The sequence below is a fragment of the Microbispora sp. H13382 genome, from assembly GCF_014161445.1.
Lineage (GTDB): Bacteria > Actinomycetota > Actinomycetes > Streptosporangiales > Streptosporangiaceae > Microbispora.
Genome location: NZ_JABBXA010000003.1, coordinates 231,077 through 245,306, shown reverse-complemented (window position 1 = coordinate 245,306; position 14,230 = coordinate 231,077). Strand labels below are relative to the sequence as shown.

Here is a 14,230-nt window from a genome sequence, read left to right as displayed (position 1 = left end):
GAGATCACATACCGGCGATCAGCTTGTCGACCCTCTCGTCCACGCTGCGGAACGGGTCCTTGCACAGCACCGTCCGCTGGGCCTGGTCGTTGAGCTTCAGGTGGACCCAGTCGACGGTGAAGTCGCGCCGCTTCTCCTGGGCCTTGCGGATGAACTCCCCGCGCAGCTTGGCCCGTGTGGTCTGCGGCGGAACCGACTTGGCCTCGAAGATCTTGACGTCGTCGGCCACCCTCTCGACGGCCCCCCGCTTCTGCAGGAGGTAGAACAGGCCCCGCTTGCGGTGGACGTCGTGGTAGGCCAGGTCGAGCTGCGCCACGCGCGGCGACGACAGCGGCAGGTCGTACTTCTGCCTGTAACGTTCAATCATCTGGTACTTGGTGACCCAGTCGATCTCCCGCGAGACGAGGTCGAGGTCGCCCGTCTCGACCGCGCGCAGCGTGCGCTCCCACAGCTCCAGCACCCGCTTGGCGATGGCGTCCCCGCCCCGCCGTTCGACGAAGTCCTGCGCCTTGGTCAGGTACTCCTGCTGGATCTCCAGCGACGAGGCCTCGCGGCCGTTGGCCAGGCGCACCCTGCGGCGGCCCGTCATGTCGTGGGACACCTCCCGGATCGCCCTGATCGGGTTCTCCAGGGACAGGTCGCGCATCACCACGCCCGCCTCGATCATGCGCAGCACCAGGTCGGTGGCGCCGACCTTGAGCAGCATCGTGGTCTCGCTCATGTTCGAGTCGCCCACGATGACGTGCAGCCGGCGGAACCGCTCGGCGTCCGCGTGCGGCTCGTCGCGGGTGTTGATGATCGGCCGGGACCGGGTGGTCGCGGAGGACACGCCCTCCCAGATGTGCTCGGCCCGCTGGGAGACGCAGTAGACGGCTCCGCGCGGGGTCTGCAGCACCTTGCCCGCGCCGCAGATGATCTGCCGCGTCACCAGGTAGGGGATCAGGACGTCGGCCAGCCGTCCGAACTCCCCGTGCCGGCCCACGAGATAGTTCTCGTGGCAGCCGTAGGAGTTGCCGGCCGAGTCGGTGTTGTTCTTGAACAGGTAGATGTCTCCCGCGATGCCCTCCTCGCGGAGCCGCTTCTCGGCGTCCACGAGGAGACCCTCCAGGATCCGCTCCCCTGCCTTGTCGTGGGTGACAAGCTCCACGACGTTGTCGCACTCAGGGGTGGCGTACTCGGGATGGCTGCCCACGTCCAGATACAGACGTGCGCCGTTGCGCAGGAATACGTTGCTCGATCGGCCCCAGGACACCACTCGCCGGAACAGGTACCGCGCCACCTCGTCCGGCGACAGCCTCCGCTGCCCGCGGAACGTGCAGGTGACGCCGTACTCGTTCTCCAGCCCGAATATGCGTCGATCCATCACCTCACCCTATTCCCCGAAACCGGCGGCCGAACAGTGATCAGGCGGTGGAATGAAGAGAAGGAGCCGTCAGGCGACGTAAATCTCCGTCACCTTGACGATCTGCCCTCCGTCGACGGTGATGAGCGCCCGCAGGTCGCCCTTGTCGGCGCGCAGGACCAGCTTGTCCCTGGAGCAGCGCTGGGTGCCGAGGTACCGGCCGTCGATGGTCTGGTCCTTGCCGTCGCAGCCGACCGCGCTGAGGAACACCACGTCCTTCGCGAGGGGCGCGGCGAAGGCCGTCACGTCGCCCTCCGGCGGCCCCTCGAAGTGACCGGTCGTGCTGCCGCCGTACTCCTTGACGTACTTGATCGGCCGGTACTCCGCCACGTTCTCGTCGTGCATGGCGACCAGCTGCCCGCGCACGACACCGTCCCTGCTGGGGCTGAGTCCCTTGGTGAAGTCGTGCCCTGGGTCCGACTGGAGGGTCCCCCCGAAGGGAGCCGGCGTCTTGTCCGTGATCGGCGGCCCGGCCGGCTTCCGCGGGGCCGCGGTCGTGGCCGAGGCGGTCGGGGTTTCCGCCGCCGGGGTGCCGGAGTCCTCCGGGGCGGGGGACGGCTCCGCGGGCGACGCGGGGGCGGTCACGGTCACGGTGGCCGTCACGGTGGGCGAGGCCGAGCCGCCGGAGGACCCGGAGCAGGCGGTCAGCGACAGGAGGGCGACGGCGGCGGCCGGAACGCCCGCTCGCCGGAAAAGATCAAAAGTCATCACAACAGGATGAGAGTAGCGAAATCGAGGTTTGGTTGAGCCGTAAGTCCCTGATCCGGCCCCACCGCGGGACGGCGCCGCGCCCCCGGAGAGGGACGCGGCGCCGCGATGGTAGGGACGGAAGTGCGGACTACTCGCCGGAGCCCGTGTCGATCTCACCCTCCGGGGCGATCGGCGGGGTGGCGCCGGGAGCCTGCTCGGCCTGCGCCTCCTCGGACGAGGTCTGCTCGGCGGCGGGCCGCCGCGCGCTCTCCCGGCCCTCCCCGGCGGTCTCCAGGAGCTTGTCCAGGCGGGACCCGGTCAGGCGCAGGAACTTGCGGTGCTCCCTGCCGCGGTCGAGCACGGCGACCTCGAGCTGGGTCGCCGGGGGACGCTCGCCACCCGGCTCGGTCAGGGCGGCCAGCGCGGCGTCGAGGGCCTGCGGCAGCGGCAGTCCCTCGCTGTAGCGCTCCTTCAGGCGTCCGCCGACGGCCTCGGCCTGGCCGCCGATCACGGCCATGCCCTGCTCGTCGAAGACGGAGCCGTCGAAGGTGATCCGGTAGATCTGGTCGTCCTCGGGGGCGTCGCCGACCTCCGCGACGACGATCTCCACCTCGAACGACTTGATCGACTCGGTGAAGATCATGCCGAGGTGCTGGGCGTACAGGTTCGCCAGGCCGCGGCCGGTGACGTCGTTGCGGTTGAACGTGTAGCCGTTGATGTCGGCATAGCGGATGCCGGCCAGGCGGAGCGACTCGAACTCGTTGTAGCGCCCGACCGCGGCGAAACCGATGCGGTCGTAGATCTCACTGATCTTGTGCAGCGCCTTCGACGGGTTGGGCGCCACGAACAGGATGCCGTCGGCGTACTGCATGACGACCACGCTGCGACCGCGAGCGATGCCCTTGCGGGCATACTCCGCCCTGTCCCGCATGATCTGCTCGGGCGAGGCATATCCTCCGAAGGGGATGGACACCGGGGGTGATCCTCTCTTGGGTTAGCGCAGCGGCGCGGTCGGGCCTTCGGGGGCGGCCATCCGCCTCTCCAGCATGGACTCCACGAACTCGGCGACCTCGTCGTCGGGGAGGCGGCGGAAGCCGTCCGCGGTGATGACGGCCACGACCGGCCAGATCTTCCGCATCACGTCGGGGCCGCCGGTGGCCGAGTCGTCGTCGGCGGCGTCGTACAGGGCGTGCAGGCAGGTCAGGGCGGTGTCCTGCGGGCTTGCGTTCTCCCGGTACAGCTTCTTCAGCGACCCCCGCGCGAAGATCGAACCCGAGCCGATGGAGTGGAACTCCTTCTGCTCGTACGGCCCGCCGCCCACGTCGTAGCTGAAGATCCGCCCGGCGTCGCGGCCCGGGTCGTAGGCCGCGAACAGCGGCACGACCACGAGGCCCTGCATGGCCATGGGCAGGTTGCCGCGGATCATGGTGGCCAGGCGGTGCGCCTTGCCCTCGGTGGACAGCGAGCGGCCTTCGGTCTTCTCGTAGTGCTCCAGCTCGACCCGGTACAGCCGGGCCAACTCCAGGCCGGTGCTCGCGGTGCCCGCGATGCCCATGCAGGAGTAGTCGTCGGTGCGGAACACCTTCTCGATGTCCCGCTGCGAGATTATGTTCCCGGAGGTCGCACGCCTGTCGCCCGCCATCACCACGCCGCCGGCGCAGGTCGCCGCGACGATGGTGGTCGCGTGCGGGATCTCGTCGCCCACCGGCGCCGCCAGCGACTCGTTGCGGGCGGGCAGCAGGTTCGGCGCGTGCACGCCGACGAACTCCGAGAACGACGACGATCCCGTATATGTGAAGAGGCTGTTCATCCAGGCTGGCTGAGATGCCACGCGACTCCCTCCAAGCATGCGTTGTTACGCCCGACCATACTCAGGTCTCAGCTCTGGTTGCACTCTTCCCGATCAGCTCAGCGCGAACCAGACATCCCATAAGACGCCGGGCACTCGTCCGCCGAGCCGCTTCTTTACTCGCGGGTAATCGCGTGCGAGGGTCGAGGATGGAGCCGGATTCCTCAGGTCGTGCGGGTCGCGGTGGGTGACGATGGCGGCGAGACGATGACCACCAGGGCCGTGGTCGGCGGGACGTGGACGTTGGACGACCGGCTGGCCGGGCCGGTGGCGGAGGTGCCGGTGGAGGTGCGGCCCGGCACGGCCGCCCTCACGGTGCGCCTGTCCTACGACCGGTCGGCCGGCGTGCTCGACCTCGGCTGCGCCGGGCCCGCCGGCTTCCGCGGCTGGTCGGGCGGCGCGCGCTCCGAGTACACCGTCGCGCCCTCCTGGGCCACCCCCGGCTACCTGCCCGGCGAGATCGAGCCGGGCGTGTGGCGGGTGCTGGTCGGCCTGCACCGCGTGCCCCTCGGCGGGCTGCCGTACGAGATCCGGGTGATCAGGCACGTGCGGCCGCCCGCCCGGCCGCGCCGGCGCCGCACCCGCATCTCCCGCGTGCCCGGGCCGCTCCCGCCCGAGCCCGCCGCCGTGCGCCGCCGCCTGCCGTCGCCGCCCGGACACCGCTGGCTCGCCGGGGACCTGCACGCGCACACCGACCACTCCGACGGGACGCTGAGCGTCTACGAACTGGCCTGCGTCGCGGCCGCGGCCGGGCTGGACTTCCTCGCGGTGACCGACCACAACACCGTCAGCCACCACGCGGAGCTGGCCGCGGCCTCGGCGCTCGCCGGGATCGTGCTCGTGCCCGGACAGGAGGTGACCACCGACCTCGGGCACGCGGGCGCCCTCGGGGACGTCGGCTGGATCGACTTCCGGCTGCCCCCGGACGAGTGGGCGAAGGCCGTACGGGACCGGGGCGGGGTGCTGTCGGTCAACCACCCGGTGGCGGCCGACTGCGCGTGGCGGCACCCGATGGCCGACCGGCCGCGGACCGTGGAGCTGTGGCACCGGAGCTGGCACGACCGCACCTGGGGCGCGCCGCTGGCCTGGGCGCAGGCCTGGGCCGCGGGCCTGACCGGCGGCCTGGTCGTGGTGGGCGGCGGCGACTACCACCGGCCGGAGGAGGGGCACCCGCCCGGCGCGCCGGCGACGTGGGTGCTCGCCGAGGGCGACGGCCGGGGCCCCGAGGCCGCGAGGGCCGTCGTACGCGCCGTCGCGGAGGGGCGGACCGCGGTGTCGGCCTCCCTGAACGGCCCGCTGCTGCTGCGGCTGGAGGACGAGTTCCTGGCCGTGGACGCCGACGGGCTGGTGCTGTGGGGGCCGCGGACCCGTCGCGTGATTCGCGGGGACCTCGCGCTCCTGCCGGCCCGGCCGGGGACGCACCGGCTGGAGACGCCGGTCAACGAGCTCATGGCCGTGTGCAGCTGACGAGGTTGCGCCACGCCGCCGGTGGGGAGGTGCAGGGCAGGTCGCCGAGCGGAGGAGGGTGAGGACGTGGAGACGGTGAAGGTGGGGATCGCCGGGCTCGGCGTGGTCGCGCAGGTCGTCTACCTGCCCCTGCTGGCGCGGCGGCGCGACCTGTTCCGGGTGGCGGCCGTGTGCGACCTCGACCGCGGGCACGCGGAGACGGTGGGCCGGGAGGCGGGTGTCCCGGCGTACGACGACCCGCGGGCGATGCTGGACGAGGGCGGGCTCGACGCGCTGATCGTACTCACGCCGGGCTCCCACGGGCCGCTGGTGCGGGCCGCGCTCGAACGCGGCCTGTGGGTGCTGTGCGAGAAGCCCCTCGCCTACAGCCGGGCCGAGCTGAGCGGCCTGTCCGGCGAGCGGCTGATGACCGGCTACATGAAGCAGTACGACCCGGCCTCCCAGCGGCTGCTGGAGGCGCTGCACGAGGCCGGCGGGCCGGACGTCGTCCGCCACCTGGACGCCACCGTGCTGCACCCGTCGCAGGAGTCCCAGCTGCTGTTCGCCCGCGCGCGGCCCGGACGGCCCTCCCCCGAGCGGACGGCCCCCTACGCGGAGGCCGACGACCGGGCGCTCACCGCCGCGCTCGGCACCTCCTCCGAGCGGCTGCGGCGGCTGTACGCCGAGGTCCTGCTGAGCAGCCTCTGCCACGAGCTGTCGCTGATACGGCTGTTCACCGGATCTCCGGACACGGTGGACCACGTGGCCGTGTGGCCGGTGGAGGCCTTCCCGCCGTCGCTGGAGGTGAGCGGGACGCTGCCCGTGGAGGGCTCCGGCCGGTACGGCCTGCGGTGGCACTACCTGCCGAGCTACCCGGCGTACCACGAGGTCATGACCCTGCACCACGAGCACGGCTCGCTGGAGCTGCGCTTCCCCTCGCCGTACATGCTGAACACGCCCACCCGGCTGACGGTCACCTGCCGCGTCGGCACCACCGAGCGGACGGTCGTCAGCGAGGACGTCGCCGAGGCGTTCGAGCGGCAGCTACGCGCCTTCCACCGTTTCGTCACCCAGGACGAACCGCCGCTCACCGGACTCGACGGGGCCCTGGAGGATATCGTCACGGCGCAGCGCATCGTGCACCGGTACGCGCGCTGGGCCGGCGTCCCCATCGGCGGCGAGTGCGCCCAGGAGGTCACCGGCGCCCCCCGGGAGGCGACCGCCGGGGCCGACGTCAGCAGCTACGCCGAGGAGGGCGCGAGTGGAGCCATCGGTCACGCCGAGCAGGGCGTCCGCGGATAGCGGCGAGATCGTGGTGGTCCCGCACACGCACTGGGACCGCGAGTGGTACCTGCCCTTCCAGCGGTTCCGCGTCGGCCTGGTGCGGGTGCTCGACGAGGTCCTGGACGCCATGGCCGCCGACCCCGCCTACCGCTTCACGCTGGACGGCCAGCTCGCGGCGGTCGAGGACTACCTGGAGATCCGCCCCGGACGCCGCGACGACGTCGCCCGGTTCGTCGCCGAGGGGCGGCTCGCCGTGGGGCCCTGGCTGATCCTCGCCGACGAGTTCCTGTGCTCGGGCGAGACCCTGCTGCGCAACCTGGAGTACGGCATGCGGGGGGCGGCCGCGCTCGGCGGCGCCATGCCGGTCGGGTACCTGCCCGACCAGTTCGGCCACTGCGCCCAGATGCCGCAGATCCTGTCGCTGGCGGGGCTGCGCCTGGCCTGCCTGTGGCGGGGCGTGCCCGCGCACGTGGACCGCGACACCTTCGACTGGACCGGCGCCGACGGCACGACGATCAGGACGAGATACCTGCCCGGCGGGTACGGCAACGCCTCCGGCCTGTTCGCCGGCCCGGCCGAGCGCATGCCCGACCGCGTGGCGGCCTTCGTCCGTGCGGCTGGGGACTGGGCGACCGGGGACTGGGCGGCCGGGGACTGGGCGGCCGGTGGGACCCTGCTGGCGATGTACGGCGCCGACCACTCGGCCCCCGCCCGCGAGATCACCGCGTCGGGACTGCGCGTCGCCACCCTCGCCGAGGCCCTGACCGGCCTCCACGGGCCCGGCGACGGGCTGCCCCGGGTGGTGGGCGAGCTGCGCTCGCACGCGCGGGCCAACCTCCTGCCCGGCGTGATCTCGGCCCGGGTGCCGCTGAAGCAGGCCATGGCGCGGGCCGAGCGGCTCCTCACCCGCTACGCCGAGCCGATGTCCGCGCTGTGGCTCACCGACCGTTCGGCGTGCGGGCGCCTGATCGACATGGCCTGGCGGTCGGTCATCGCCTGCGGCGGGCACGACTCGGTCACCGGGTGCGGCTCCGACGAGACCGCCCAGCAGGTGGCCGCGAGGATCGCCGAGGCCGGGCAGACGGCCCAAGCGGTCGTGGACCTGGTCGCCGCGTCCCTCGCCGGGGCCGCGCCGAAGGACGCGCTCGTCGTCGTCAACCCGTCCCCCTTCGAGCGGACCGGCCTGGTGCTCGCCGACCTGCCGGAGGACCGCGCGTCGCTGGCCGACGGCCGCGGGCGTGCGGTCCCCGTCAACGTTCCCGTGCAGCGGCTCGAACACGCCGCGACCCTGCTCGACGAGACCGTCATGGACGACCTCTCCCTGCTCCTCGGGCGCGTGCACGAGCGGGAGCTGTACGGCCACGAGATCGTCTCCTGGGCCGCCGCGGACGGCGTGTTCACCGTCACCGTGAGCCGCCACGCGTCCGGCGCGTACGCGTACGAGGACCTGCGCAGGGCCGTCCTCGACGCCGGGCCGGGGCCGTGGGCCGTCCGCACGGTGGCCGAGCCCGTGGTCACCGTGGCCGCGCTGGTCACCGTGCCGCCGCTGGGCCGCGCCGTCCTCACCGCACGTCCGGTCGCGCCCGCCGAACCCGCCCCCGTCCCGGGCGCCCTGCGGACCGACCCGTACGAGTTCGAGCCGGTGCTGGACAACGGCCTGCTGCGGGTGCGCGTGGCGGACGACGGGACGCTGTCCCTGCGCGGGGCGGACGGCGTGGAGGTCCACGGCGTCGGGCGGATCGTCCACGGCGGGGACGCCGGGGACACCTACAACCACGCGCCGCCGCCCGGCGACCGGCTCCTCGACCGGCCCTCCCGCGTCACCGTCGAGGAGATCTGCTCGGGACCGCTGACCGGCGCGTACGAGATCACCCGCGGGTACGACTGGCCGGCCGGCGCGGGTGACGCCGCGACCGTGCCGGCGGTCGTCACGACCCGGGTGGAGCTCAGGGCGGGCGAGCCGTTCGCCCGGTGTGAGATCACCATGGACGTGCGCTGCCGCGACCATCGCATCCGCTGGCACGCGCCGCTGCCCCGGGCGGCGGCCGAGTCGTACGCGGAGGGACAGTTCGCCGTGGTGCGGCGCGGCCTGACAGCCGAGGGCGGGGGCGGCGAACGGCCGATCCCGACCTTCCCCGCCGAGTCCTTCGCCGCCGCCGGCGGCCTCGCCGTGCTGCTCGACCACGTCACCGAGTACGAGATCACCGGGGACGAGATCAGCGGGGCCGGGACCGAGATGGCGCTCACGCTCGTGCGGTCCGTCGGGTATCTGTCCCGGAACCGCAATCCCTACCGCGACGAGCCCGCGGGACCCGAGGTGCCGACCCCGGCCGCCCAGTGCCAGGGGCCGCTGACCGTGCGATTCGCCGTCCTGCCGTACGCGGGCGGGTGGCACGACGCGGGGCTGCCGCGGCTCGCGGAGGAGTTCCGCCACGACCTGCTCGCCGTACCGGGCGCCGGCGGGGGCGGTGCGGCCGGGACGGGCCGGGACGGCCGTCTCTCGATCGGCGGGGACGGCGTCGTGATGACCGCTCTGCGCGAGCGGGACGGACGGCTGGAGGTCCGCCTGGTGGCCGAGCATCCCACGGCCACCGAGGCGGTCGTACGGGGAGATTTCACCGCGGCCTGGACGGCCGACGTTCAGGGCTCTCCCCTGGGCCCTCTGGAGGTGTCCCGCGACGAGGGGACCTCATGGCGGACGGTACGCGTCCCGCTCAGGCCCTTCGAGATCGCGACTGTTCATCTCGCCGGGGCGTGACGGCGCCCGGCGGCGGCCCTGCCGGAGGGGTCGGTTCCCCCGGAGCGCCGCCACCGGGCCGGACGCCTCCGTCGGGTTACTGTCCGCCCTTCTGCACGTAGGAACGGACGAACTCCTCCGCGTTCTCCTCGAGGACCTCGTCGATCTCGTCCAGGATCGCGTCGACGTCGTCGGTGAGCTTCTCCTGACGCTCCTGGACGTCCGGGGACGCCTGCGCCTCGGTCTCCTCGACTTCGTGCTCCTGACGCCCAGTCTGCTTCTGGCCGCCGGTCTCCTTGGTCGCCATCCCTGACACCTCCGCTGCTCGGGGGGACGCCTCTCCCCATATCTTCCCCGAACCGACCGACAATGCGCGCGAAAGGGCGTGCGATCTTCGGCGGGGGTGCGAGGCCGGCCCACCCGGTGCCCGCAGGCAAGGCGAACACGGAGAATTCCCCGCGCTCATAGACCGGATCGTTATCGACGTCACACTCCCCGCGGCCGCCTTTCGGCGCGGTGCGACCGCATCCGGGACGACAATTGATGGATCACGGATCTGGGGCTAGCGCACGGGTGGTCGATGGCATCGCACGCACGGCAACTGCTGGCGGATCGGTACAAGCTGCTGACGCCCTTCCGTCGGGACTCCGGGGGGATCATGTGGCAGGCCCATGATCTCCGCCTGAAGCGCGATGTCGCGATCAAGGAAGTGCAGCCGCCGTACCGCGTGGACGTGGCCGACCTGGCCGCCGCACGCCGGCAGGCGCTGCGGGAGGCCCGTTCCGCGGCCCGGCTCAGCCACCCGGCCGTCATCACGGTGCACGACCTGCTGGAGGACAAGGGCCGGCTCTGGATCGTCACCGAGCTCCTGCAGGGCCTCACGCTGGCCGACACCGTGCGCCACCTCGGCCGGCTTCCGGTCCACTGGGCCGCCTGGGTGGGTTTCCAGCTCCTGTCGGGCGTACGGCACGCGCACTCGCTGGGCGTCGTCCACGGGGACATCCGGCCGGCCAACGTGATGCTGACCGAGGACCGGGTGGTGCTGACCGACTTCGGCATCGCCGCCTTCGACCGGGACCCGGCCGGGTCGTCGACCGTGCCGGTGGCGCGGTCCGGCGCCTACCTCGCCCCCGAGCGGCTGCGCGGGAAGTCCCTGGCTCCCTCGGCCGACCTGTGGTCGTTCGGCGCCACGCTCTATCGCGGGGTCGAGGGACGGCCGCCGTACCCGCCCACGGGCCCGCTGCCGGCCGAGGTGCTGCTCGGCCGCAGGCCCGAGCCCCCGCGCCGGGCGGGCCCGTTGCGGCCGCTGCTGGAGGGCCTGTTGCGGCCCGACCCGGACGAACGACTCACCGTCGACCAGGCGATGCACGTGCTGGTGGACGTGTTGCGGCGGCAGGGCATCCCGGCGGCGACGCCGGGCCGGACGGCCGGCGAGCTGCCGAGCCGTACCGCGCCCAGGCAGAGCAGGGAGCATCCCTACGGCCGCGCCCCCGCGCACGGATCGCCGCGGGCGCCCGGGGAGCTCACGGCCGGGCGCCTTTACGACGTAGATCAGCCACAGGGGGACTCGCCCTACTGGCCCGCTCCCACGACCCGCCCCCGCCGGCACCGCAACGGCCCCCCGGCGCCCTGAGCCCGCCTGCCGGTGACGGCTCTCCCGCGTCCTTCGCCGAAGAGCCGTCGCCGCCGTCCCGTCGTACGGTCAGTCGTCGTGACCGCGGCCGTGGTGCCCCCGGTCGTCGTGGCCCCGGTCGTCGTGGCCCCGATCGTCGTGTCCCCTGCCGTGGTGACCCCGGTCGTCGTGCCGTCGGCCGTCGTCCTCGACCCGGAACCTGACGATCCTCCCGCTCGCGACGGAGACGTACACCCGGTACTCCCGATGGCCCTTGCGGAGCTCGACCTTCCACACGCGGCGGCCGTGCTCCCACTCGCGCTCCACCTTGGTGACCCGGGCGCCGGGCACCCGCCTCTTGGCGATCGCGATCGCCCGGCTCCGGCTGACGGCGGTGGAGGCCGAGGCGGTGGCGGTGGAGGCGGTGGAGGCGGTGGCCGGCGCCGCGACGGAGGCGGAGGCGACGGCCGTTCCACCGGCGGTCAGGGCGGCGAGGGTCGTGGCGGCCGCGAGAGCGATCTTCGTTGTCTGTCTCATGACCCAACCGTCGCAGCGATCATGCTAGGGCCGCGCTAAGCGATCCCTAAAACCAGGCGTACCTCCGCACCGCCCAGATCGGACTCGCCGAGAGCCAGGAAGCCGCCCGACTCCTGGGCCACGCGACGGGCGATGTCGAGGCCGAGGCCGGTCGACCCGGCCCCGCTCTCCCCCCGCCTCAGCGGGTCGCCCGGGCCGAAGCCCGGACCCGCGTCCGACACCGTGAGGACCACCGGGCCTCCCTCCCCGCCGACGCCCTCCCCGCCGACGCCGTCCGGGCCGGCGTCACCGGCGGTGAGGCGGACGCGGAACGACGCGCCGTCGGGGGTGTGCGCGAAGACGTTGCCCAGGAGGGCGTCGACGCAGGCGGCGAGGTCCTCGGCGGAGACCGCCACCGGCAGCGGGCCGGGGGCCAGGTCGAGCCCGACCGCCCTGGACTGGTCTTCGGCGAGCACGGACCAGAACGCCACCCTGTCGCGCACGACCGGGACGGCGTCGCACGAGGCCCGTTCCCGCGACCGCCGCCGGACGTCGTTGATCACCGCGGTGACCGCGCGCTCCAGCGCGTCCACGCGCGCCTCGATCCTCGCCGCCTCTCCGGGATCCGACAGCGACTCCGCCTCCAGCCTGAGGCCGGTGAGGGGGGTGCGCAGCCGGTGGGAGACGTCCGCCACGATCTCCCGCTCCTCGGCGAGGAGGTCCGAGATTCGTCCCGCCAGGTGGTTGAGGGCCAGGCCGGCCGTACGCACCTCGGGCGGGCCGAGTGGCGTCGCCCTGGCGGTCAGGTCGCCCGTCGCGAGGCGGTGGGAGACCTCGGCGAGCGCCGTGGTGGGCCGGACGACCGCGCGGGCGAGCCGGTCGGCGACGAGGATGCCGACCCCGACCAGGGCGACCCCGAGGATCAGCAGCGCGAGCCACGTCTGACGTACGCCGCGCATCAGATCGTCGTCGCTGAGGAAGGCGCGGACGACGGCGGTGCCGCCCGGCGCCCCCTCGACCGCCACCAGGATCTCCCGGCCGCCCGGCGCCGCCGCCGACAGGCTGCGGCCCCGCGCCGCGAGGTCCACCGCGGCCGTGCGGGCCGCGGCGGCTCCCAGCACCCGGCCGTCGGCGAGGAAGACCGTCACCGGGTGGCCGCTCGACGCGCTCGCCTGCTCCGCGGTCAGCCGGAGCGTCTCCTCGTCCACGGTGCCGACCGCGACCGCGACCGACTCGGCGGCCCGGGTCGCCGAGTCGACGGCCTCGCTCTGCGCCACAGAACGGACCAGCAGCGCCAGCGGCACGAGCAGCGACACGAGCACGAGTGACGTCGTCGCCGCGACGAGGGCCGCGAGCCAGCGCCTCACCGGCGCTCTCCCGGGCCCGCGCCGGCGCGGGCCGCCGTACCGGTCACGAGGGGGCGGCGAGGCGGACGCCGACGCCTCGGACGGTCTGGAGGTAGCGCGGCTGCTGGGCGGTCTCGCCGAGCTTGCGGCGCAGCCAGGAGAGGTGGACGTCGACCGTCTTGTCGGTGCCCCCGTAGGGGATCTGCCAGACCTCGGTGAGCAGCTCGCGCTTGGTGACCACCTGTCCGGCCCGCGCCGCCAGATAGTGCAGCAGGTCGAACTCGCGCGGCGTCAGGTCCAGCGGGGCGCCGTCGAGCGTCGCCTCCCGGGTCCGCGGGTCCACGCGCAGCGCCCCGACGGTCAGCGAGGTGTCCTCGGGGGCCGTGTCCACGCGGCGCAGCACGGCCCGGATGCGGGCGTCGAGCTGCGCGGCGCTGTACGGCTTGACCACATAGTCGTCCGCGCCCGCGTCGAGCAGGCGGATCATCTCGGCCTCCCCGTCCCTGGCGGTGGCCACGATGACCGGGACCCGGCTCACGGCGCGGAGCATGCGTAGCAGGTCGGCGCCGTCCATGTCGGGCAGGCCGAGGTCGAGCACGATGAGGTCCGGCCGGTCCTCCACCACCGACCGCAGGCCGTCGAGTGCGGTGGGGGCGGAGGAGACGGCGTGGCCGCGCTCGCGCAGGCTCCGGGTGAGGGAGCCGCGGATGGGGGCGTCGTCTTCGATGAGGAGCACGCTTGGCATTTGGCCGCTACGTTAGCCTTTCGCCGGTCTGCGGCATAAGTCCGTTATCCGGGCCTTAGCGATCCCTTAGCTTTCGCGGTGGGAGAGTGGGCGCGTGAACACCCGCCTCGTCCTCGCCGTCGCCGGATGGCTGCTGGCCGCCGCGCTCGCCACCGGAGCGGGGGTCGCGGTGCTCGGCCTGCTCGGCCGGCCGCTCGCCGGAACCGCCGGGCGGCCCATGTCGGCCGAGGAGATCCGCGTCGCGCTGGCCCGGGACACCCCTGCCGCGCCGTCCTCCGGCCCCGCCTCAGCAGCCGTACCGGCGCGGTCCCCCGGCGCAGTACCGGCACGCTCCCCGGGGCAGGCCACGCCGGGCGCCGGGCCCGTCACCGGCCGGAAGCTGATCTCGACCGGCGCGGGCAGCGTGATCGCCCGGTGCGACGGCGGCCTGGCGCGGCTCCAGTCGTGGACGCCCGGTCAGGGTTACGAGGTCCACGACGTCGATCCGGGGCCGGACGACCACGCCCGCGTGCGGTTCGAGTCGGACGAGGGCAGGGTCGAGATCGAGGTGCGCTGCGCCGGCGACGTCCCCGTTCCCCGAATCACCCGCCACGACTGATCATC

Annotated in this window: 13 protein-coding genes; 5 read left to right on the top strand and 8 right to left on the bottom strand. The window is 73.5% G+C overall.

Annotation, left to right across the window (positions count from 1 at the left end; translation table 11 throughout):
* Positions 1-4 precede the first annotated feature (4 nt).
* From pafA to prcB, 4 genes are all read right to left on the bottom strand, one after another.
* Entirely contained in the window at positions 5-1,363 is a 1,359-nt protein-coding gene (gene pafA, locus HHX41_RS08740; RefSeq protein WP_169982282.1) for a Pup--protein ligase, read from the bottom strand.
* A 69-nt stretch (positions 1,364-1,432) separates the two neighbouring features.
* Positions 1,433-2,110: a hypothetical protein gene (locus HHX41_RS08735; RefSeq protein ID WP_182905505.1), complete on the bottom strand. Its 678-nt coding sequence runs from the start codon at positions 2,108-2,110 to the stop codon at positions 1,433-1,435.
* 130 nt (positions 2,111-2,240) lie between these two features.
* Positions 2,241-3,065, bottom strand: coding sequence for a proteasome subunit alpha (prcA, locus tag HHX41_RS08730; protein ID WP_182905504.1), 825 nt, complete (start codon positions 3,063-3,065; stop codon positions 2,241-2,243).
* Between the two features lie 21 nt (positions 3,066-3,086).
* Entirely contained in the window at positions 3,087-3,902 is an 816-nt protein-coding gene (gene prcB / locus HHX41_RS08725; RefSeq protein WP_169982473.1) for a proteasome subunit beta, read from the bottom strand.
* Between the two features lie 246 nt (positions 3,903-4,148).
* Between prcB and HHX41_RS08720 the strand changes: the two genes are divergently transcribed.
* The 3 genes from HHX41_RS08720 (at position 4,149) to HHX41_RS41650 (ending at position 9,429) form a co-directional block, all read left to right on the top strand.
* A complete protein-coding gene (locus HHX41_RS08720) occupies positions 4,149-5,408 on the top strand; it encodes a CehA/McbA family metallohydrolase (protein ID WP_182905503.1) in 1,260 nt (419 codons plus the stop codon).
* A 66-nt stretch (positions 5,409-5,474) separates the two neighbouring features.
* On the top strand, positions 5,475-6,689 hold the full coding sequence (locus HHX41_RS08715) for a Gfo/Idh/MocA family oxidoreductase (RefSeq protein WP_310741846.1): 1,215 nt from the start codon (positions 5,475-5,477) through the stop codon (positions 6,687-6,689).
* The gene (locus tag HHX41_RS41650) at positions 6,649-9,429 is read left to right on the top strand and encodes a glycoside hydrolase family 38 C-terminal domain-containing protein (protein ID WP_182905502.1); all 2,781 of its coding nucleotides are present in this window, start codon (positions 6,649-6,651) and stop codon (positions 9,427-9,429) included. Before HHX41_RS08715 ends, HHX41_RS41650 begins: the two co-directional genes overlap by 41 nt.
* Positions 9,430-9,505: 76 nt before the next feature.
* On the opposite strand, the gene HHX41_RS08705 is transcribed toward HHX41_RS41650, so the two are convergent.
* A complete protein-coding gene (locus HHX41_RS08705) occupies positions 9,506-9,715 on the bottom strand; it encodes a ubiquitin-like protein Pup (protein WP_142572552.1) in 210 nt (69 codons plus the stop codon).
* A gap of 273 nt (positions 9,716-9,988) precedes the next feature.
* Between HHX41_RS08705 and HHX41_RS08700 the strand changes: the two genes are divergently transcribed.
* A complete protein-coding gene (locus HHX41_RS08700; RefSeq protein ID WP_182905501.1) occupies positions 9,989-11,041 on the top strand; it encodes a serine/threonine-protein kinase in 1,053 nt (350 codons plus the stop codon).
* 69 nt (positions 11,042-11,110) lie between these two features.
* Here HHX41_RS08700 and HHX41_RS08695 read toward each other — a convergent pair whose 3' ends face one another.
* From HHX41_RS08695 to HHX41_RS08685, 3 genes are read right to left on the bottom strand one after another with little or no spacing between them, the layout of a single operon-like run.
* The gene (locus tag HHX41_RS08695) at positions 11,111-11,557 is read right to left on the bottom strand and encodes a PepSY domain-containing protein (protein ID WP_182905500.1); all 447 of its coding nucleotides are present in this window, start codon (positions 11,555-11,557) and stop codon (positions 11,111-11,113) included.
* 35 nt (positions 11,558-11,592) lie between these two features.
* Entirely contained in the window at positions 11,593-12,903 is a 1,311-nt protein-coding gene (locus tag HHX41_RS08690) for a HAMP domain-containing sensor histidine kinase (RefSeq protein ID WP_182905499.1), read from the bottom strand.
* Between the two features lie 43 nt (positions 12,904-12,946).
* A complete protein-coding gene (locus tag HHX41_RS08685; protein WP_182905498.1) occupies positions 12,947-13,627 on the bottom strand; it encodes a response regulator transcription factor in 681 nt (226 codons plus the stop codon).
* Positions 13,628-13,721: 94 nt separating this feature from the next.
* Between HHX41_RS08685 and HHX41_RS08680 the strand changes: the two genes are divergently transcribed.
* On the top strand, positions 13,722-14,225 hold the full coding sequence (locus tag HHX41_RS08680) for a septum formation initiator (protein WP_182905497.1): 504 nt from the start codon (positions 13,722-13,724) through the stop codon (positions 14,223-14,225).
* The last annotated feature ends 5 nt before the right edge of the window (positions 14,226-14,230 follow it).